Source organism: Chitinophaga chungangae (assembly GCF_017742215.1).
Lineage (GTDB): Bacteria > Bacteroidota > Bacteroidia > Chitinophagales > Chitinophagaceae > Chitinophaga > Chitinophaga chungangae.
In genome coordinates this window covers 898436-917439 of the sequence record NZ_JAGHKP010000004.1, presented here as the reverse complement: position 1 = coordinate 917439, position 19004 = coordinate 898436, and the positions used below count along the sequence as shown (strand labels likewise).

At 51.3% G+C, this 19004-nt stretch carries 19 protein-coding genes; 6 read left to right on the top strand and 13 right to left on the bottom strand.

Features of this window, described 5'->3' with window-relative positions; genetic code table 11:
• Positions 1 to 86 (top strand): IS3 family transposase (locus tag J7I43_RS23300; RefSeq protein ID WP_209148395.1); only part of this gene is annotated, 86 nt, incomplete at its 5' end.
• Between the two features lie 80 nt (positions 87 to 166).
• Here J7I43_RS23300 and J7I43_RS23295 read toward each other — a convergent pair.
• The 7 genes from J7I43_RS23295 to J7I43_RS23265 all read right to left on the bottom strand — a co-directional run bounded on the left by J7I43_RS23295 (position 167) and on the right by J7I43_RS23265 (position 5795).
• Positions 167 to 1018 (bottom strand): hypothetical protein, encoded by an 852-nt coding sequence (locus J7I43_RS23295; RefSeq protein ID WP_209148394.1) that lies wholly within the window; start codon positions 1016 to 1018, stop codon positions 167 to 169.
• A gap of 27 nt (positions 1019 to 1045) precedes the next feature.
• Positions 1046 to 1876 (bottom strand): hypothetical protein, encoded by an 831-nt coding sequence (locus tag J7I43_RS23290; RefSeq protein ID WP_209148393.1) that lies wholly within the window; start codon positions 1874 to 1876, stop codon positions 1046 to 1048.
• A gap of 95 nt (positions 1877 to 1971) precedes the next feature.
• Positions 1972 to 2775 (bottom strand): hypothetical protein, encoded by an 804-nt coding sequence (locus J7I43_RS23285; protein ID WP_209148392.1) that lies wholly within the window; start codon positions 2773 to 2775, stop codon positions 1972 to 1974.
• Positions 2776 to 2902: 127 nt separating this feature from the next.
• Positions 2903 to 3472 carry a Maf family protein gene (locus tag J7I43_RS23280; RefSeq protein WP_209148391.1) on the bottom strand — a complete coding sequence of 190 codons (570 nt, stop codon included), beginning with the start codon at positions 3470 to 3472 and terminating at the stop codon, positions 2903 to 2905.
• A 2-nt stretch (positions 3473 to 3474) separates the two neighbouring features.
• Positions 3475 to 4419: a geranylgeranylglycerol-phosphate geranylgeranyltransferase gene (locus tag J7I43_RS23275; RefSeq protein WP_209148390.1), complete on the bottom strand. Its 945-nt coding sequence runs from the start codon at positions 4417 to 4419 to the stop codon at positions 3475 to 3477.
• A gap of 21 nt (positions 4420 to 4440) precedes the next feature.
• Complete coding sequence (locus J7I43_RS23270; protein WP_209148389.1) at positions 4441 to 4962, bottom strand: KdsC family phosphatase; 522 nt, start codon at positions 4960 to 4962, stop codon at positions 4441 to 4443.
• 71 nt (positions 4963 to 5033) lie between these two features.
• Positions 5034 to 5795 carry a Rossmann-like and DUF2520 domain-containing protein gene (locus J7I43_RS23265; RefSeq protein WP_209148388.1) on the bottom strand — a complete coding sequence of 254 codons (762 nt, stop codon included), beginning with the start codon at positions 5793 to 5795 and terminating at the stop codon, positions 5034 to 5036.
• Between the two features lie 286 nt (positions 5796 to 6081).
• On the opposite strand from J7I43_RS23265, the gene topA reads away from it, so the two are divergent.
• Together topA and J7I43_RS23255 are read left to right on the top strand one after the other, a co-directional pair.
• A complete protein-coding gene (gene topA, locus J7I43_RS23260) occupies positions 6082 to 8430 on the top strand; it encodes a type I DNA topoisomerase (RefSeq protein WP_209148387.1) in 2349 nt (782 codons plus the stop codon).
• An 88-nt stretch (positions 8431 to 8518) separates the two neighbouring features.
• Positions 8519 to 9388: a transglutaminase-like domain-containing protein gene (locus tag J7I43_RS23255; protein WP_209148386.1), complete on the top strand. Its 870-nt coding sequence runs from the start codon at positions 8519 to 8521 to the stop codon at positions 9386 to 9388.
• An 86-nt stretch (positions 9389 to 9474) separates the two neighbouring features.
• Here the strand turns inward: J7I43_RS23255 and J7I43_RS23250 are convergent, their stop codons facing one another.
• The 3 genes from J7I43_RS23250 to prmA all read right to left on the bottom strand — a co-directional run bounded on the left by J7I43_RS23250 (position 9475) and on the right by prmA (position 12043).
• Entirely contained in the window at positions 9475 to 10278 is an 804-nt protein-coding gene (locus tag J7I43_RS23250; protein WP_209148385.1) for a M48 family metallopeptidase, read from the bottom strand.
• 162 nt (positions 10279 to 10440) lie between these two features.
• Positions 10441 to 11103 carry a glycerol-3-phosphate 1-O-acyltransferase PlsY gene (gene plsY / locus J7I43_RS23245; RefSeq protein ID WP_209148384.1) on the bottom strand — a complete coding sequence of 221 codons (663 nt, stop codon included), beginning with the start codon at positions 11101 to 11103 and terminating at the stop codon, positions 10441 to 10443.
• A gap of 118 nt (positions 11104 to 11221) precedes the next feature.
• The gene (prmA, locus tag J7I43_RS23240; protein ID WP_209148383.1) at positions 11222 to 12043 is read right to left on the bottom strand and encodes a 50S ribosomal protein L11 methyltransferase; all 822 of its coding nucleotides are present in this window, start codon (positions 12041 to 12043) and stop codon (positions 11222 to 11224) included.
• Positions 12044 to 12162: 119 nt separating this feature from the next.
• On the opposite strand from prmA, the gene J7I43_RS23235 reads away from it, so the two are divergent.
• Positions 12163 to 12756, top strand: coding sequence for a hypothetical protein (locus J7I43_RS23235; RefSeq protein WP_209148382.1), 594 nt, complete (start codon positions 12163 to 12165; stop codon positions 12754 to 12756).
• A 280-nt stretch (positions 12757 to 13036) separates the two neighbouring features.
• On the opposite strand, the gene J7I43_RS23230 is transcribed toward J7I43_RS23235, so the two are convergent.
• The 3 genes from J7I43_RS23230 to J7I43_RS23220 form a co-directional block, all read right to left on the bottom strand.
• Positions 13037 to 15385 (bottom strand): polyribonucleotide nucleotidyltransferase, encoded by a 2349-nt coding sequence (locus J7I43_RS23230; protein WP_209148381.1) that lies wholly within the window; start codon positions 15383 to 15385, stop codon positions 13037 to 13039.
• A gap of 87 nt (positions 15386 to 15472) precedes the next feature.
• On the bottom strand, positions 15473 to 15745 hold the full coding sequence (gene rpsO, locus J7I43_RS23225) for a 30S ribosomal protein S15 (RefSeq protein WP_209148380.1): 273 nt from the start codon (positions 15743 to 15745) through the stop codon (positions 15473 to 15475).
• Positions 15746 to 15859: 114 nt separating this feature from the next.
• Positions 15860 to 16495 carry a cell division ATP-binding protein FtsE gene (locus J7I43_RS23220; RefSeq protein WP_209148379.1) on the bottom strand — a complete coding sequence of 212 codons (636 nt, stop codon included), beginning with the start codon at positions 16493 to 16495 and terminating at the stop codon, positions 15860 to 15862.
• A 203-nt stretch (positions 16496 to 16698) separates the two neighbouring features.
• On the opposite strand from J7I43_RS23220, the gene J7I43_RS23215 reads away from it, so the two are divergent.
• The gene (locus J7I43_RS23215) at positions 16699 to 17070 is read left to right on the top strand and encodes a BlaI/MecI/CopY family transcriptional regulator (protein ID WP_209148378.1); all 372 of its coding nucleotides are present in this window, start codon (positions 16699 to 16701) and stop codon (positions 17068 to 17070) included.
• Complete coding sequence (locus J7I43_RS23210; protein ID WP_209148377.1) at positions 17067 to 18734, top strand: M56 family metallopeptidase; 1668 nt, start codon at positions 17067 to 17069, stop codon at positions 18732 to 18734. Before J7I43_RS23215 ends, J7I43_RS23210 begins: the two co-directional genes overlap by 4 nt.
• Positions 18735 to 19004: the final 270 nt, after the last annotated feature.

Genomic DNA, 19004 nt, shown 5'->3' with positions numbered 1-19004 from the left:
AATACATCCGTTACTATAACAACGACCGAATAAAACTCAAATTAAAAGGCTTGAGCCCGGTACAATACCGAACTCAAGCCGCTTAAACTTCATTATTTAATCCGTCCAAACTTTTGGGGGCAGTACATAACTGACCACCTTTTTTTTGCGTGCTTATTTTTCATTTTTACTTCTTCACATACTTCAGTACCTGCGTGGCAGTGTAAGAACTGTTGAGCGTTGTGCCTGAAAAAGATTCCAGCAGGTTGGTCAACTTTACCAGTTTGTTGTTTTCGTCGTAAGTGAACGTTGCCGTGCGCACCTTTTTGTTCGTCGTGCCGGTGAACGCTTCTTCCACTTTCGTCGCGTTGTTCGCGCTGAGATGTTCGAAACTGATGGATTCCACTTTCCAGAGATAATCGTCTTTCACCACTTTGCTTACCAGGTTCGGCTTATTGTCGTAGGTGTACGTCTCTACCGATTCCAGTTTGTAATTCGCGGTATTATCCGGGTCTACCCGGTGCATTTCCACTTTGGTGATATTGTTGCCCGTCCAGGTTAGGATACGTTTTTTGTTGTTGTATTCCGGGGAGCTTTCGTATTTGGTGTGCATCTCAGATAGTTTCCCGCCTGCATTGTAATAGAGCGTATCGTAATAATACACTTCGCCGCCGTTGGAATAATAACTGATCCTTGCCAGTTTGCCGTCTTTGTAGAAATACGACATTTCAGTTCTTTTTGTGCCGGAAAAACCGTCTTTATATTCCAGCTTCACCAGCTTGCCGTCCAGGTAGCTGGCATAAGAATAGGCGGTATCTTCCTGGTTATCGTTCTGGTCCCATTCTTTGGATTCTTTCAGCGTGCTGTCTGCATTGTAGGTGAAACGGAAATAGGAAGAATCGTTTTCGTCGGAAAATTTCATGTCCCAGCCGATAATCGCGTATTCGTCCGCGAGCTTTTGCGGTTCAGGGTTGTCGTTGTCGGAGCAGGATGCAGCAAAAAGGGTCAGGGCCAGGAGGCCTGCAATTGGTTTTTTCATAGGTATCCGTAGGTTTGTTATTGATATTTATTTCTTTTTGTAGAAAAAATTATTTGTCCCGTTTACCCCGGTCACAGTTATGCGCGAGGAAGTAGAGAGAGCGGTTTTGGGCAAACCGTTCTCATATGTATAAGAAAGGCTGTCGGTCCTGTATATTTTACCGTCTTGCTGATAATGCTCAATTCTCACAAGATTATTAGCACTTAATAACTCTCCCATTTCGCTGTTTAAAAACCATTCGAAGCAGATATTTCCGTTTGTTTTCCAGGGAGACTTTGCATTGTCGTAGGTATATGTTTCCTTACTGAAGTAAGTTGTATCACGGTCGTTGTCGCTCCATATCCATACGTCATACCGTGCCGTTGAAACTACATTATCACCCTCCCATTCATATTTAAACATGTTTCGCTTGATCCTATTAACGTACCAGACTATGCCGCCGATTTTCCCGTCTTCATTGTACAGGATGGAATCACGACTGAATTCAGTTGGGCCGTCATATATACTGATCAGGGTTATTTTCCCGTCCATATGCCCAACCAACAACGAATCCATGTTAAAGAATCTGGCTATTTTTCGAAGACGGTTGTTTACATCATAAGTGAGGTAATATGGCCGTTGGTAATTGTCGGATACTCTTATCAATTTCCTTCCCGGGGCATAGGAATAATGTCTCCGAAAATCGCCTGAAACCCATTGAGTAAGCGTCCATTCACCATCGGGATTGTCATAATCCGGAGGCGAGTCGTCTACAATTTCTTTAGGAGGTTGTTCTTTTTCCGGCTCGGTTCTTTTATTTTTTTTACAAGCCTGGAAAGCTAATAAAACAATCAGGCCACAAACAAGGAATTTCTTCATGTTACTCAAAAATTGGTATTAGGAAGTGCAAAAATATTCCATATTCGCGCAAAGAAGAGAAAATACCTGTTGTTAACATAGGCTTAACTATGGCATCATTGCAGCAAAGCATACTCCAGCTTCAATACAGACGTACTGGTCTCGTTATTCTGCTTATCGTCGATATCCACTTTGATCTCCTTCGGATAGCCGTTATCGTTATAGGTTGTAGTATAGTTCGCGGTGAAGATCAATACGCCGGAGCCGGCGGCTTTCTGCTCTTCTTTCACCAATGTTTTTCCGCTGAGATGTGAGAAGTTATGTTTTTCGTAACGCAGCATAAAATCCGCCGGGAATGCATGCTGGTAGCCGGCTTTATCCCCATATGCATAAGTGGTCACAGACACCGGGATCTCCGTGCCGCTGTTCACCAGGAAATACTCCACCTTGTCCACATTCACGCCCAGCCAGGTAAGCTTGTACACCACGTTGCGCATGCCGCCGGATATTTCGTGGTATTCAGACAGCTTGCCGTCTTTATACACGAGGGAATCTTTATCGGTGATAATGAGCTGGCCGTTGTTGTCCATGTTGTAATAATTGACCGCGATAAGGCCTTTGTCGTCGTACACAAACCTGCGGTCCGTACGTTTGCCGGTGAGCGCGAAGTATTTGAATTCGGAAAGACCTTTGTCGCTATAGCTCACTTCAAAAGAATCGGCCATGGCACCCTCCCATTGAGAGAATTTGCTCACCAGCCCGGCTTCGTTATAAACAAGCACCAGCGAATCGTTTTCGCCTGTTACGCGGGTAACCACATATTTATCCGGATGCAATTCGGGAGTGGTATTATCGTCGTTTTTTTTGGAGCATCCGTAAAGGGTAGCCAGGAACGCTAAGCCCAGCAGCGCTTTTTTCATAGTGATGGGATTGAGTGAATGTTTCCGGTTAATCTTGATTCGTGAAATGACAATGTTCCGTGTAAGCGGTCAACAATATTGCATTACATCAGCAAATATAAACAATAAATCTATAATGTATAATAAATTATAACCTTGATAACCGTTCCGCCACCTGGCTGACGGGCAGGCCCATCACGTTATAAAAGCAGCCGTTGATGCGGTCGATGCCTACTGCGCCGATCCATTCCTGGATGGCGTAGGCGCCGGCTTTGTCGTAAGGCTGATAATGGTCTACGTAATATTCGATCTGGCTGGCTGTCAGCGGCTTGAAGTGTACTTCGGTGGTTTGCCCGAAAGCTTCTTCGGCGCCGTTGTGAAGTATCACCACGCCGGTGATCACTTCGTGTATACGGCCGCTGAGGGCGGAAAGGATCTGGATGGCGTCTTCCCGGTCCCGCGGTTTGCCGATGATGCGCCCGTCCAGCACCACGATGGTGTCCGCCGCCACGATCACTTCGTTTTCATCGTATAAAGCCTTTACAGCCAATGCTTTCTGCCGCGCGATAAACACGGGCACTTCGGCAATGGGCATGCCATCGGGAAAAGTTTCTTCAGCCTCGCTCACCTTTACTTCGAACGGGATGCCGGCCTGCTCCAGCAATTGCCGCCTGCGCGGGCTTTGGGAAGCCAGTATCACGGGTTTGCCTGTATACATACTTATAACATGATTTTGAAGAAGATCATCGACAGGATGCCGGTAAGCATCACGATCTTGATCCAGGTGCTGATCTGGTGGTATTGTTCCGGCTGGAAAGCTGCGGCCAGCGGCCTTTGCACTTTCACGGTGAGCGGCAGCAGCACGAATACCGCGATGTACATCACGGCGGCGTACCAGCCTTTCAGCGCCGTGGCGACCATGATCACCGCCAGCACCAGCTGCAAACCGGCGATCAATGCCATGGTAAAACGTTTCGCCTTTTTTACGCCCCATACGATGGGAAGGGTACGGCAGCCGTCTTTGCTGTCGCCGATCATGTCTTCCATGTCTTTCACGATCTCGCGGATCATAGACAGCAAAAAGGCGAACAGCGCATACACGCCGATGATCTGGATCAGCCTGCGGCCCGCGTAAGACAGGATGGCGGCGAAACTTTCATAGATCTGTTTTTCATAAAAACCCACCACCACCACGCTCAGCGCCGTCAGCAGCGAGATCACCACGTTGCCGATCAGCACCTGCCGTTTGAACGAAGTGGAATAGAACCATAGCAGCAGGGTGCAGAACACCTGTATGAAACCCAGGTAAAACTGCCCGATCTGGAAAGCGACGAGAAAACCGAGCGATACGCCGGCCATATTTAATATGGTATGCCAGGCCATGGCCCAGCGCCGGTTGATGATCTTATCCACCACCATTTTGTCCGGCTTGTTCACCAGGTCGATATTGATGTCGAAATAATCGTTGATGATATATCCTCCCGCGGCCACCAGCACGGTAGAAATGCTCAGCATGAGAAAATGCGCGAAATGCAGCGAAGGCTCGGCCCCGTTGTTGTGCAAAATGGGCTCCACCACGCAGTATTGCAGCAGGAATTGCGTGAGCGCGATATAGATCAGGTTCGGATACCTGACCATTCTGAAAAATGCCGCGAATAAACTCATAAAGTTCGAATAGATAATTAATTACCTGGACGCTACCCCTTCGTCGAGCAGCCAGTGGCCGTTGAGCTTCAATACTTTTTCTATCACGTCTCTCACGCAGCCGTCTCCCCCTTTTTGCGGGGAAATATAGCGGCTGATGCTTTTGATCTCCGGCGCCGCGTCTGCCGGGCAGGCGGGCAGGCCGGTGAGCTGCATCACGCGGTAGTCGGGTATGTCGTCTCCCATGTACAGCACTTCATCCCACTTCAGCTCGTGTATCAGCGCATAGTCCTGCAGTTTGTCCACTTTATCCGTAATGCCGGTGTACACGTCTTTAATACCAAGACCGTTCAGCCGGGCGATCACGCTTTCGGAACGCCCGCCGGAAATAACGGCCACGCGGTACCCCGTTTTTACGGCCAGCTGCAGCGCATACCCGTCGCGGATGTTCATTTTACGGCTTTGTTCGCCGTTGGGCAGCAACTGTACCGTACCATCGGTCAGTACGCCGTCTACATCGAATACAAAAGTGCGGATGCGGGTGAATAGTTCCAGAACGTTCATGGCCATTGTTTCTCACCGGCCGCTCGTGAGCCGGTGTGCGCAAAAATATCTGTAATTAACGACACCGCCAATCATTTGTGGAACTGGTGGATACTTTCGCTCAGCAGCGGGTAGATCTGCGCCATGGACGGGTAATTTTTCAGCAGCGATTCGTGCAGGGCCATGGTGTGCTGGTCGTTGCGCATGGCCGGGCCGGTCTGAAGGTTTTCAGGCGGGTATTTGTCCAGCCGCTGGAATGTTTCCCTGATCAGGGGCATCAGCCGGGAAAAATCCCTTCCTTCCTGCTCGCAGTAAAATTTGGCGAGGGCTATAAGGTGATTGGTGAAGTTGTTGCAGAAAACGGCACCCAGGTGCATCTGCAGCCGCTGTTCGGAGCTCATCACGGAAATGGACGCGCTGATGCTTTGCCCGAGGGCCGTAAGCCGCTTCAGCACTTCGTCGTTGGCCGCTTCCAGCAGCAAGGGGATTTCGGGATAGTTTTTGCTTTCTTTCCGGATGCTCTGGAGCGGGTACATCACGCCGGTGTTCACCGAAATGCGGGCGATCGCGCTCATCGGCACGGCGCCGGCGGTATGCACCACAATGCGCCGGCCCAGCCGCAGCTGGTCGTTCAGCTCATGGATCACATCGTCGCCCACCGCCAGCAGGTACACGTCCGCTTCCATATCGATGTCCATCAGGTCGTCAGACGGCTCCGCATGAAGCTCCTCCGCCAGCGCTTTCGCATGCGCCTTGTTACGGCTGATCACCTGCTTTACATGATGGCCGTGCAGTTTCATCAGATGACCGAAACAATGCGCCACGTTGCCCGCTCCTATTATAACTATGTCCATATATATTGTTTGATTGCAAGGAACCTAAAAGGCCCCAATTCCATGCCAACGGCACAAAACATGGTTTAAATTTAACATGTAATATTAGTGTCTTTCCGCCAATAGCAGATAATTATAATTAATGCGCCGTTGTTCCCCGCTGGATATCAAGTATTTAACGGTTTATGTTTTTTATATCAACCTACTTTTATATACTTGCACAAATCGGATTTGTATCTTTTGTGCTTTCAAAAAACACTTTTGTACAAATTTTAGCGTATCTATATAGAAATAAAAGCAGGCGTTCATGGCTAAAAATCTCGTGATTGTTGAGTCCCCGGCAAAGGCTAAGACTATCGAAAAAATATTGGGTAAAGACTTTGAGGTTAAATCTTGTTTTGGTCATATCCGCGACCTGGAAAAGGACGACATGGGTATCGACATTCAGAACAACTTTAAACCCAAGTATATAATACCGGAAGAGAAGGAAAAAGTTGTAAAGGAGCTCAAAAAAGTAGCGAAAGATTCCGACGAGGTTTGGCTGGCAACGGATGAGGACCGGGAAGGGGAAGCCATATCCTGGCACCTCGCCGAGGTTTTGGGCCTCGACCCGAAAACCACCAAACGCATTGTATTTCACGAAATTACAAAGCCTGCCATCGAAAGGGCCGTACGGGAGCCCCGCCTGCTGGACATGAACCTCGTAAACGCCCAACAGGCCCGCCGCATTCTCGACCGCATCGTAGGTTTCGAGCTGAGCCCGGTGCTGTGGCGCAAAATGAGCATGCGCAATTCTTTGTCCGCCGGCCGCGTACAGTCCGTAGCCGTTAGGCTCATTGTGGAGCGCGAACGCGAGATCAACTCGTTTGCCGCTACCAGCAACTTTAAGGTGGAAGCGTTTTTCCTCGCCAAAGACATCCAGGGCCGCACCATCACCTTCAAAGCCGAAGGCCCCGGCCGCTTCAAAACCGCGGAAGACGCCGAAAAATTCCTCGAACAATGCGTAGGCGCAGCTTATACCGTTAAAGACATTACGGTGAAGCCGGGCAAAAAATCCCCCGCCGCGCCGTTCACCACCTCCACCCTTCAGCAGGAAGCCAGCCGCAAGCTGGGCTACAGCGTGTCTAAAACCATGCTGCTGGCGCAAAAACTGTATGAAAGCGGGCAGATCACCTACATGCGTACGGATTCCGTGAGCCTGTCAGACACTGCCATGGCGGACATCAGCAAAGCCATCAACACCAGTTACGGCGAAAAATATTTCCAGAGCCGGAAATACAAGAATAAAAACGAAAACGCCCAGGAAGCGCACGAAGCCATCCGACCTACTTACATGGAAAACTCCACGGTAGACGATTCGGACCTCAAACGGCTGTACGAACTGATCTGGAAACGCACCATCGCCAGTCAGATGGCGGATGCGGAACTGGAAAAGACCATCGCCAAGATCGGCATTTCCACCAACAACGAAGAACTGACCGCCAGCGGTGAAGTACTGAAGTTCGACGGTTTCCTGAAAGTATACATGGAAGGCCGCGACGAGGAAGATGAAAGCGACGAAGAACAGGAAGGCGTATTGCCGCCCCTCGCCGTGAAACAGGCGCTGGACCTCAAAGAAATGAAAGCCACCGAGCGTTTCACCCGCCCCGCGCCGCGTTACACGGAAGCGAGCCTGGTGAAAAAACTCGAAGAGCTCGGCATCGGCCGCCCTTCTACCTACGCGCCCACCATCACCACCGTTCAGAAACGCGGGTACGTGGAAAAACGCGACAAGGAAGGCATCAAAAGGGACTTCCGCATCCTCAGCCTGAAAAACGACCAGATCACCAAAGTAACCGAACAGGAAAACACCGGCGCCGAAAAATCCAAGCTGTTCCCGACAGACCTGGGCATGCTGGTAACGGACTTCCTGAAACAATATTTCGAACGTGTGATGGATTACGGCTTCACCGCCAAGATCGAAGAGGAGTTCGACGAAATCGCCAACGGCAAGAAGAAATGGAACAACATGCTCCACGACTTCTATGATCCTTTCCATCAGAACGTTGAAGAAACGCTCGAAAAAGCCGAGCGCGTAAAAGGCGAGCGCCTGCTGGGGCAGGACCCTGCCACGGGCAAGCCGGTTACCGCGCGCATGGGGCGTTTCGGCCCGATGGTGCAGATCGGTACCGTGGAAGACGAGGAAAAACCCCGCTTCGCGAAACTGAAACAAACGCAAAGCATCGAGACCATTTCCATGGACGAAGCCATGGACCTGTTCCGCCTGCCGCGCAACCTCGGCCTGTTCGAAGGCACCGACGTAACGGTGAACATCGGCAGGTTCGGGCCATATGCGCAACACGATAAAAAATTCTATTCCCTCAAAAAGGAAATGGACCCGTATACCGTAGAATTGGAAGAAGTGGCGCCGCTGATCGTGGAAAAACGCACGGCGAAAGACGAGCGCACCATCAAGGTGTTCGAAAAGGAAAAGATCCAGGTGCTGAGAGGGCCGTACGGGCCGTATTTAAAAGTGGGCCTGCGCAATTACAAACTGCCGAAAGAAAAACAGGAAACCGCGGCAGACCTGACGGTGGAAGAAGCAAAAGCCATCATCGAAGAGCTGAAAGCCAACCCGCCGAAGAAAAAAGCGCCGCCCCGCAAAAAGAAAGCGTAGTAAGAGAATATACCAAATTATTTGAAGATTAGCAAACGTTCATTATCGATTTACTATTCGTAAATTGACATAAACCTAACTGAATCCATTGCACGAAACGAGGGAAATAAACGCATTGTTCCATTTGCTGGACGATCCTGACCAGGAAGTATTCGATACCGTGGCCAGCAAAATCCTCCTTTTCGGGAAAGACATCATTCCCAACCTGGAGCATCTCTGGGAAACGACTTACGATGAATCCATCCAGGAAAGGATCGAGCTGCTCATCCATCGCGTGCATTACCAGGACCTGCAGGAAGCCGTTCGCATATGGACGAAAAACGGCGCGCAGGAACTGATGCAGGGCGCTATACTGGCCGCACGGTACCAATACCCGGACCTTTCGGCCACGCAGATCAACACGGAAATAGACCGCATAAAACGTAACATATGGCTGGAGCTGAATAACTATCTCACGCCGCTCGAACAGATCAATGTGCTCAACAGCATGATCTATAATTATTTCGGGCTGAAGGGCGAGGAAGTGTCTTACCAGCGCAAAAACCAGTTCTTCATCAACCAGGTGATAGAAGGTAAAAAAGGAAATCCCGTTACCAACGGCATCGTTTACCAGGCGCTCTGCGCCATGCTCGACCTGCCGGTGTACGCGGTGAACATCCCCCGCCAGTTCATTCTCGCTTATTTCGATACGTTCTACGACTTCACCGAACCCGCAGACCCGGGCGACTACCGCATCCTGTTCTTCATCGACCCGATCCAGGGGCAGATCTATACGCAGCAAGACGTGGAAACCTATTTCAAACGCGTGAACGTGCCCGCGCTGCCCGCGTATTACAAACCGCAGAGCAACCAGCGCATCGTTCAGTTCCTGATGGAGGAAATGGCGAAATGTTTCCGCAACGACAAGGAGCAGTACAAATACGACGAACTGATGAACCTTTCACAGATACTGGAATAACACACCGCGCGATAAAGAAAAGGGGCCGTTTTCATTGAAAGCGGCCCCTTTTTCTTGTGTGTATACTGTTACTGTTACAGTCTCCCCTATTTCCGGGTAGAATAATACTTCATCGCTTCAGGCATCAGCTTCTGCAGCTGCTGGATGCGGCGCTCGTCGCTGGGGTGCGTGCTGAGCAGCTCTGGCGGTTTCTGGCTGCCGCCTGCATTGGCCATGCGCGTCCAGAAAGGAACGGCTTCCTGGGGGTTGTAACCGGCCATCGCCATAAATATCAGGCCGAGATGGTCTGCCTCCAGTTCGTTCTGACGGCCGTATGCCATCAGGCCCAGCGGGCCGCCCACGCCTACCGCCTGCATGAAAATGTTCTGCGCCTGCGGGTTTTTATTGAGCGCAACGGCGCCGGCGATCTGGATGCCCTGGGCAACCAGGCCTTGGCTCATCCTTTCATTGCCGTGGCGCGCAATGGCATGCGCCACCTCGTGGCCCATTACCACTGCCAGCGCGGTTTCGTTCTGCGTAACGGGCAGCAGGCCGGTATATACCACCACTTTACCGCCGGGCATACACCAGGCGTTCACCTGTTTGTCGTTTACCAGGTTAAACTCCCATTTGTAGCTGGCAATGTCGTTGCCGAGGCCTTGTGAGTTCATATACGTGGTAACGGCGCGCGCAATACGGCCGCCCACGCGCTGCACCATTTCAGCGTCTTTGCTCGAGTTCGGTGATATCGCTTTGTTCTGTGATAGGAAAGACTGGTATTCCTGTACCGCCATGCTCTGCATCTGGGCTTCAGGAATGAGGTTTAACTGGCTTCTGCCGGTAATGGGCACGCGTGAACAGGCGAACAGCAGCCCCGACCCGGCGACGAATAACAATGCGATTTTTTTCATCGGTTAATATTTAGGAGGAATAGATGGTCTCGCATAGCTGCGTACAACGCAGCAAGCTGCGGCGAATTTACCACTTTCCTTAAATAGTGCAATCGTTGTGCCGGAATTGAACAACAAAGGGGCTTAACGCCCCCTCTGATCTGAAAATATAAAAGAATCTGTTTAGTAAGTAGGAGTGTCTTCGCCGTCTTTGCCGCCTTTACGGTTTTTAAAGATGGGCACTTTGGATTCGCTGCCGCGCAGCAGGCGCACGATATTTTTCTGGTGGGTAAGCACTACCATCAGGGCTACGGCGATGGCAAAAATGCGGTAAAATACTTCCTGTTCCCTGAAAATGAAGAGAATAAGGACCGGGAACGCGATGCTCGCAATAATAGAGCTGAGCGATACGTAACGGGTCAGGAAAAGGATCATGAGGAACACGCCTACGCAGCAAAGCGCTACCAACGGCTGAATGGCGAGCACCATTCCGAAAAGGGTAGCAATGCCCTTACCGCCGCGGAAATTGGCCCAGATCGGGAAAATGTGGCCCACTACAGCTGCAAGGCCAAGCCCCACCTGGAGGTTGATCAGCTGCTCGGGTGAATCGTAAAAGGAAGCGGCAAGAAGATAAGAAAGCCTCACTGCAAGAACGCCTTTCAGCATATCCACCAGCATCACGAACGTACCGGCCTTCGGGCCCAGCACCCTGAAAGTGTTGGTAGCGCCGGCGTTACCGGAACCATGCTCGCGGATATCGATGCCAAAAACCCCCTTGCTTACCCATACGGCAGTGGCAAAAGAGCCTATGAGATAGGCACCTATTAAAAGCAATAATTCAGTCATCACAATAAGTTAGAGTTGCTAAGATAGTAAATAATGTGTTAATAAGGATACAAATTTAATAGCAATGTTAAGACAATTACTCGTAAATCAGCAATTAAAATATGTAATTTTTTCCACATTAACCGGCAGTGAACGAGATCGCCAGCCAGTGCTCTCTTTCTGCCTTCTTCCCGGGGGCTAGTCCATTTTCCCCGGCGGCCTTAACAATTGCAGGTTCGTCTTCCTGCAATATACCACTCAAAATCAATATTCCATGCTTTTTGAGTATTCTTTTCATGTGAGCCATATTCGCCAGCAGGATGTTCCGGTTGATATTGGCCAGCACGATGTCGTATTTCCCCTCTTCGAGCCCGTCCAGCTGCTCTTCCCGCCAGATCTTTACGGCGCCCGCGCCGTTGGTTTCCGCGTTTTCCAGCGCATTTTCCACGGCCCAGGTATCGTTGTCGATCGCGTCTGCTTCCGCCGCGCCCAGCTTCTCCGCCAGTATCGCCAGGATGCCGGTGCCCGTGCCGAAATCGAATACGCGTTTGCCCCTGAAATCGATCCCTTCCATCAGTTTGATCACCGAATAGGTAGTGGCGTGGTGACCCGTGCCGAAAGACATTTTCGGCGTGATCACGATCTCATGTTTCACCTTGCCGGCCAGCGGCTCGTGGAAACCCGCGCGGATGCCGCAAAACGCATCTACCAGCACCGGCTGGAAATTACTTTCCCATACGGCGTTCCAGTTCGCCTGCGCAATGGTTTCTTTCGTATAGTCCAAACCGTGAGAACCCAGCATGCCGGTCAAGGTATTTTCATCAAACTGTTCTTCGGGAATATAAGCGATCAGCTGGTCGCCGTTTTCTTCAAACCCTTCGTACCCTGCGTCTGCCAGCTGAGCGATGAGGATATCTTTTATTTCCGGTGGCGCGGATATGGTGATCGCGATATGTGACATGAGCGCAATATAATTACAAATTCCTCAGTGCCAATGCGGAATTGGTGAATTTAAAAATTCCTTTGCAGGAAACCGCCACTGCATTATATTTGATTTATAAATAATATTAACCTTATCCTATGAAAAAGCTCATTCTGCTGGCGGCCATTCTGGCCTGCCATGTTTGTGTATCCGCGCAAACGATCGTCAAACCGTTCAATATCCCGATGAAAGATTCCATTGTGTACCAGGTGGAAAATGCCGTGTTCATTTTCGACAAACAGCATGTGGAAGATTATTTCAAGGGGCTGGACACTATCCTGGTGCAGCGCAAATACGATAAAAAAGTGTTCCGCAATATCCAGTTCGCGCACCTTACCGAAGAAGAAGTGCAGCGTCATTACGGCATGGTCACCAAATTCTGGGCGGCTTCCAAAGCCAATCCCATGCATTATTCCACCGACCGCATCTCGCTGTTCTGGAACGATTCCGAAACCATCCTCATGCCTTACCTGGACGAGATACTGCCCGAACTGCTGGAGCAGGGATGGGTGCAGGTGGAAGATCGCGCCACCAAAAAAAGGGTAAAACAGTTCCGGATAGATTATGAGGACATCGACCTGAAAACCTTCCGCATCTTCCGTTTCGACAAGATCAACAACCGCGACATCGGCAAAATGATGCTGCGCGAAAGCGAGATCTTCCTGGAGCAGATGCACAACGTACAGCGGTAAACTATCACCTCAACGGACATACGATTTTACGCAAGTATACCTGGTAAGAACAAAAAAAACGCCTGGCCGCATTGGCCGGGCGTTTTCCGGTATATCGCGTGTTTGCCCGGTGGCTGGACCAGCTCCGGCTGGAGACAGGTACAAGTCAGTCCGCTCCCGCACATACCTTCATGAGATTTTCGCCAGTCCGGGTTTGTAAATAATCCCGCGTAAAAAAAACGCCCCGGTTACAACCGGAGCGTTTCTGCTGAATATGTTGACCGTTGAAAACGGTGCAAGATTATTGTTCGTCGAACACAGGGCCTAATTCAGGTCCTTCGGACTGCTCAGGCTGTGAAGGACGGGGCCCGCGGTCTCCGCCACGATCGAAACGGTCGCTACCGCCACGGCGGTCGCCACCACGGTCGCCGCCTCTGCGGTCTCCACGATCGCCACGGTCACCGCGATCTCCACGGCGTTCGCCGCGTTCGCCGCGCTCGCCGCGATCTTCGCGCTCGGGTCTTTCCACGTAACCTTCGGGTTTCGGCATCAGCACTTTACGGCTGAGCTTGAACTTGCCGGTTTTCGGATCGGTGCCTACCAGTTTCACTTTTACTTTCTCGCCTTCGCTCAGCACGCCGTCCATATTTTCGAGACGTTTCCAGGAAACTTCGGAAATGTGGAGCAGGCCTTGTTTGCCGGGGAGGAACTCAACGAATGCGCCGTAAGGCATTACGCTTTTCACGGTTGAATCGTATACTTCGCCCACTTCAGGAACGGCAACGATGCCTTTGATCCAGCTGAGGGCTTTATCGAGATTTTCTTTCTTCACTGCAAAGATGCTCACTTCGCCGGTCTGGCCCACTTCTTCGATGTTGATGGTGGTGCCGGTTTCGCGCTGGATCTCCTGGATCACTTTACCGCCGGGCCCGATCACCGCGCCGATGTATTCGCGGTCTATGATCAGTTTTTCCATGCGCGGGGCATGCGGTTTCGGTTCAGGACGGGCATTTTCAATGGTGCTGTACATCGCGTCGAGGATGTGCAGGCGGCCCTGGCGTGCCTGGGCGAGCGCTTTGCGCATTACGTCCATGCTGAGGCCGTCTACTTTAATGTCCATCTGAACGCCGCAGATACCATCGCGGGTGCCGGTTACTTTGAAGTCCATATCGCCGAGGTGGTCCTCATCGCCGAGGATGTCGCTCAATACGGCCCATTTACCGTCGCTTGCGCGGGAAATGAGGCCCATGGCGATACCGGAAACGTGTTTTGGAAGGGGAACGCCTGCGTCCATCAGTGCCAGCGAGCCGGCGCAAACGGTAGCCATGGAAGAGGAACCGTTTGATTCGAGGATGTCTGACACGACGCGCACCGTATAGGCGTAGTCGTTACCGGGCATCATCTGCCTGAGAGAGCGGAGGGCAAGGTTACCATGGCCCACTTCGCGACGGCCGGGGCCGCGCATCATTTTCACTTCACCGGTGGAGAAGGGAGGGAAATTATAGTGGAGGATAAACTTAACGTAGTTGGAAGTGGCGGCGCTTTCGATCAGCAGTTCGTCATCAGGCGTACCGAGGGTAACGGTGGTGAGGGACTGTGTTTCGCCGCGGGTGAACAGGGCCGAGCCGTGGGGGGAAGGCAGCAGATCTACCTCCATAGCCAGGGGGCGCACCTGGTCGAGCACGCGGCCGTCGAGGCGGATGCTTTCGTCCAGGATCATGTTGCGTACGGTTTCTTTTTCCAGGTCGTGGAAATAGTCGCCTACCAGTGCCGCGTCTTCTTCAGGCAGTTCGCCGAGCGATTCCACCAGTTCTTCTTCGATCTTTTTGAACGCTTCGGAACGCTGGTGTTTGCCGAGGGCGGATTTGGATACTTCCAGGATGCGGGCTTGTGCGAAAGCGGCGATTTTGGCTTTCAGCTCATCGTTCTGGTGCGGTTTATCGTATTCGCGTTTGGCGGGGTTGCCTACCAGCGCGCGTAATTCTTCCTGGGCTTTTACCTGAACTTTAATGGCTTCGTGGCCGAGCTCAATGGCTTTTACGAGGTCTTCTTCCTGGCATTCCTTGCTCTCGCCTTCCACCATCATGATGTTTTTCGCGGTAGCCGCCACGATAAAGTCCATATCGGCGGTAGCCAGCTGGGTGCGGGTGGGGTTCACCACGAATTCGCCGGCCACGCGTGCAATGCGCACTTCGGAGATGATCTCCTGGATGGGCACGTCGGAAACGGCCAGGGCAGCGGAAGCCGCAAGGGCCGCCAGTGCGTCGGGCATCACTTCGGGATCGGAAGACACGAGGGTTACAAGTACCTGAACGTCGCAAAGATAATCGTCGGGGAACAGGGGGCGCAGGGCGCGGTCTATCAGGCGGGAGATCAGCACTTCATAGTCGCTCAGTTTGCCTTCGCGTTTGAAGAATGAACCGGGGATACGGCCCGCTGAAGCAAATTTCTCCTGGTAATCAACGGTTAACGGGAAAAAGGACTGGCCTTCTTTGGGTTTCTGGTTGGCCACCACGGTGGCGAGAAGGATGCAATCGCCGAGACGCACAGTAACCGCACCATCGGCCTGACGGGCCATTTTGCCGGTTTCTATCGTCACAATGCGGCCTCCGCCTATATCAAATTTAACCGAAGTAGGTGTGAGATTCATACTTGTGTGAGGATTAATAAGGTACACATACAAAAAAACTATTCCCAACTATAATAAGTTGGGAATAGCGCTATAAAAAGTTTCAGATTACTTTCTGATACCTAACTTCTCAATGAGGGCACGGTAGCCGGAGAGGTTGGTTTTAGCCAGGTAAGACAGCAAACGCTTTCTTTGCCCTACCATTTTCATCAGGCCGCGGTGAGTGGAGAAATCCTTTTTATTCTGCTTCAGGTGAGCGGAGATGCTGTTGATGCGCTCCGTTACCAGGGCAATTTGTGCTTCCACAGAACCGGTATTCTTTTCGCTGCCACCGAATTCTTTGAAAATATTAGCTTTCTTTTCTACAGTTAAGTAAGACATCTTTGATAATAATAATTTTTTAACTCGCTATTTTTCCGGTGCAAAGGTAAGAAGTAATATGGCAAGTTCCAAATTGAATTTGGAAAGCATGTTTACTGAAAACCAGCACTTTATCTATGCAAAATTTACTGCTGCATTGTCTGTCACCTGCCCGTTCTCCGTGCGCAGCACCCGGCTCGGGAACTTCTGTAACACAATATAGTCGTGGGTCGCCATGATCAACGCCGTGCCGTCTTCCCGGCAGATGCGGAACAACAGCTGCATGATGCCGTCTGACGTTTCGGGGTCCAGGTTGCCCGTAGGCTCGTCCGCCAATATCAGCTTCGGGCTGTTCAGCAGCGCCCGGGCAATGTCCACCCTTTGCTGCTCCCCGCCACTCAGCTCGTAAGGCATTTTGAAACCCTTCGTGCCAAGCCCCACCTTTTCCAGCACGTCCTTGATCTTCTCCTCGATCTGCGACTGGTCCGCCCAGCCGGTAGCCCTCAGCGCAAACTTCAGGTTGTCGTGCACCGTACGGTCCGTCAACAGCTGAAAGTCCTGGAACACCACCCCCAGGTTCCGGCGAAGGTAAGGCACCTTCTTCCAGTCCATCTTCGTAAGATCGAAACCCGCCACCTGGCCGCTGCCCTCACGCAAAGCAAGATCGCCGTACAAAGTCTTCAGCAAACTGGATTTCCCCGTACCCGTCTTCCCGATCAGGTACACGAACTCTCCCCTGTTCACCGAGATGTTCACATCCGATAAGATCAAAGAATTACCCTGGTATACATTTACATTCGTCAGTTGAACTATGGGTTGGTCCACCATCTAATATTCCGTTTTGAAATCCAAAAATAACCAATTACTTGTAAGTGACGGCCATCTGATAAAAACTATAAAATTAGTTTGTAAACTAAATAAATAGTTTTACATTTGGACCGAGACCGGTACTCCCACACTACAAACTAAAAAAAATGAAAACGCTGACCAAAGCAGAAGAACAGATCATGCAGGTATTATGGAAACTCGGGCCTTCGTTCGTGAAAGACCTGGTGGAAGAAATGCCTGAGCCGAGGCCGCATTACAACACCGTTTCCACGCTCGTGAAAATACTGGTAGAAAAAGGTTTCGTTAATTTCAAAGCCTATGGAAAAAGTCACCAGTATTACGCGCTCATCAGCAAAGACGAGTACAGCCACAAAACGGTGAAAAACCTTGTGAAAGGTTATTTTGAAGGCTCTTTCAGCAATATGGTTTCCTTCTTCGTCAAAGAAAAAGACATGAGCGTGAGCGATCTTGAAAAGCTCCTGCAACAGATCAAACAATCCAAAAACACGGAAAAATGACGCCCTTTCTCGCCTACCTCGTCAAAGTGATCGTGTGCTCGGGCATCCTGTACGCGTATTACCATCTCGCCCTGCGCAATAACCGCTTTCACCAGTGGAACCGTTTTTACCTGCTGGCCATTACCGTGCTGAGCCTGGCGGTGCCGCTGCTGCGCATTCCTTTATCGTTCACGGGCGCCGGAGCGCCGGACTTCTACGTGTATACGGCACAGGTAGCCACCCTGCGCGAACAGGTATTTACCGTCGCTGCCGCGCCGGAAACGCCGCAGTTCAGTCTCAGCGCCGTTCTTTACGGCATCGTGATCGCGCTGATGGCGGCGCGCATCGGCTGGGGATACTTTAAGATATTACAGCTTATACGCACCGGCCGGATAGAGCCTTTGCGGCCTTACCGCCTCGTGCTATCCCAACAGATCACGGCGCCGTTCTCCTTTTTCCGCTTCATTTTCTGGAACAGCGGCGTAAGCGCCGCCACACCGGAAGGCAGGCAGATGCTGCGGCACGAGATCGTGCATTTGCAGGAGAACCATAGCACCGATAAACTTTTTATGGAGATCGTTACCGCCGTTTGCTGGATCAACCCGTTCTTCCACCTGATCAAACGCGAGCTTTCGCTGGTGCACGAGTTCATTGCAGACAAACGTTCCGTGGAAAACGGCGATGTGGCCGCTTACGCGCAAACCATTCTCCATACCGCATTACAGGCCGGCCCTTCATTCCATCTGATCAACAATTTTTCGCATCAACCGATTAAAAGAAGAATACTTATGCTTACCCAATCCCGCAGATTCCGTTTCAGCTTCCTCCGCCGGGCGCTGATCGTGCCCGTGGCCCTGCTGATCTTCAGCTCGCTCGCTTTTGTGACGGATGAAAAAATAGACCGCCTCAGCGAAAACCTGAACATTCCCGTAACGCAGCCTGAAACAACGCCTCCTTCCGCCATCACAGACACGATCCCCGAGCCCGATATTACCAAAGAAGAAATTTTTACGTTCGTGGAGCAGCCGCCTACATTCCCCGGCGGCGAGGAAGCGCTCAACAAATACCTGAGCGGCAATATCCGCTACCCGAAAGAAGCCATTGCAAAAAAGATCGGCGGCACGGTGTTCGTTTCGTTCATCGTGATGAACGACGGCCGCGTGCTGTTCGTTAAAACCGCCGGCGCAAAAAAAGGCGGCGGACTGGAAGAAGAAGCCATCCGCGTGGTAAAGGCCATGCCGAAATGGAAACCCGGCAAACAGAATGGCCGCAACGTGAACGTGCAGTTCAACCTTCCGATCCGCTTTACGCTCGCGCCCCCTCCTCCTCCCGCGCCCGGTAAGGGAAAAGGGCCCGATAAAGACGGCGTTTTCACCTTCGTTGAACAGCCGCCCAGTTTCAAAGGCGGCGACAACGCGCTGAACCAATACCTCGCCACCAACATCAGGTACCCCTCTGAAGCCGCCAAAAAGGACGTGCAAGGCATCGTGTTCGTTAGTTTCCAGGTAGATAAGACCGGCGTGATCAAAAACGTAAAAACGGTAGGCGCCAAAAAAGGCGGCGGACTGGAAGAAGAAGCCATCCGCGTGGTGAAAAACATGCCGGACTGGACGCCCGGCAAACAGGACGGGAAAAACGTAGCGGTACAGTTCAACCTGCCGATACGGTTCACGCTTCAAAAATAATGATAAGAATAAGAGCAAATACAAACGTAGTAGAAACTGATGGCTCCGGGCTTCCGCCCGGAGCTTTTTTGTTCCGGGGAAACCGCCGGGCAAAAAACCTGTAAAATCCCTGTAAGAGAAAACACCCTGCTAAGAGGCCAGTAAGCGGCCGCCTAGAGGCCGTCTAACGGCCAGTAAGATGCGGATACAAGGCTGATGCAAGCCGGTTACATCCAGGTTAGAGGCAGCCTCGATGTAGCCTGGACCTGGTTTAGACCTCGCGGGGCCGGA

Bases quoted from the DNA above. Each gene is read 5' to 3' on its own strand.
- J7I43_RS23295 (WP_209148394.1), bottom strand. From the start codon at position 1,018: ATGAAAAAACCAATTGCAGGCCTCCTGGCCCTGACCCTTTTTGCTGCA.
- J7I43_RS23290 (WP_209148393.1), bottom strand. From the start codon at position 1,876: ATGAAGAAATTCCTTGTTTGTGGCCTGATTGTTTTATTAGCTTTCCAG.
- J7I43_RS23285 (WP_209148392.1), bottom strand. From the start codon at position 2,775: ATGAAAAAAGCGCTGCTGGGCTTAGCGTTCCTGGCTACCCTTTACGGA.
- J7I43_RS23280 (WP_209148391.1), bottom strand. From the start codon at position 3,472: ATGTATACAGGCAAACCCGTGATACTGGCTTCCCAAAGCCCGCGCAGG.
- J7I43_RS23275 (WP_209148390.1), bottom strand. From the start codon at position 4,419: ATGAGTTTATTCGCGGCATTTTTCAGAATGGTCAGGTATCCGAACCTG.
- J7I43_RS23270 (WP_209148389.1), bottom strand. From the start codon at position 4,962: ATGAACGTTCTGGAACTATTCACCCGCATCCGCACTTTTGTATTCGAT.
- J7I43_RS23265 (WP_209148388.1), bottom strand. From the start codon at position 5,795: ATGGACATAGTTATAATAGGAGCGGGCAACGTGGCGCATTGTTTCGGT.
- topA (WP_209148387.1), top strand. From the start codon at position 6,082: ATGGCTAAAAATCTCGTGATTGTTGAGTCCCCGGCAAAGGCTAAGACT.
- J7I43_RS23250 (WP_209148385.1), bottom strand. From the start codon at position 10,278: ATGAAAAAAATCGCATTGTTATTCGTCGCCGGGTCGGGGCTGCTGTTC.
- plsY (WP_209148384.1), bottom strand. From the start codon at position 11,103: ATGACTGAATTATTGCTTTTAATAGGTGCCTATCTCATAGGCTCTTTT.
- prmA (WP_209148383.1), bottom strand. From the start codon at position 12,043: ATGTCACATATCGCGATCACCATATCCGCGCCACCGGAAATAAAAGAT.
- J7I43_RS23235 (WP_209148382.1), top strand. From the start codon at position 12,163: ATGAAAAAGCTCATTCTGCTGGCGGCCATTCTGGCCTGCCATGTTTGT.
- J7I43_RS23230 (WP_209148381.1), bottom strand. From the start codon at position 15,385: ATGAATCTCACACCTACTTCGGTTAAATTTGATATAGGCGGAGGCCGC.
- rpsO (WP_209148380.1), bottom strand. From the start codon at position 15,745: ATGTCTTACTTAACTGTAGAAAAGAAAGCTAATATTTTCAAAGAATTC.
- J7I43_RS23215 (WP_209148378.1), top strand. From the start codon at position 16,699: ATGAAAACGCTGACCAAAGCAGAAGAACAGATCATGCAGGTATTATGG.
- J7I43_RS23210 (WP_209148377.1), top strand. From the start codon at position 17,067: ATGACGCCCTTTCTCGCCTACCTCGTCAAAGTGATCGTGTGCTCGGGC.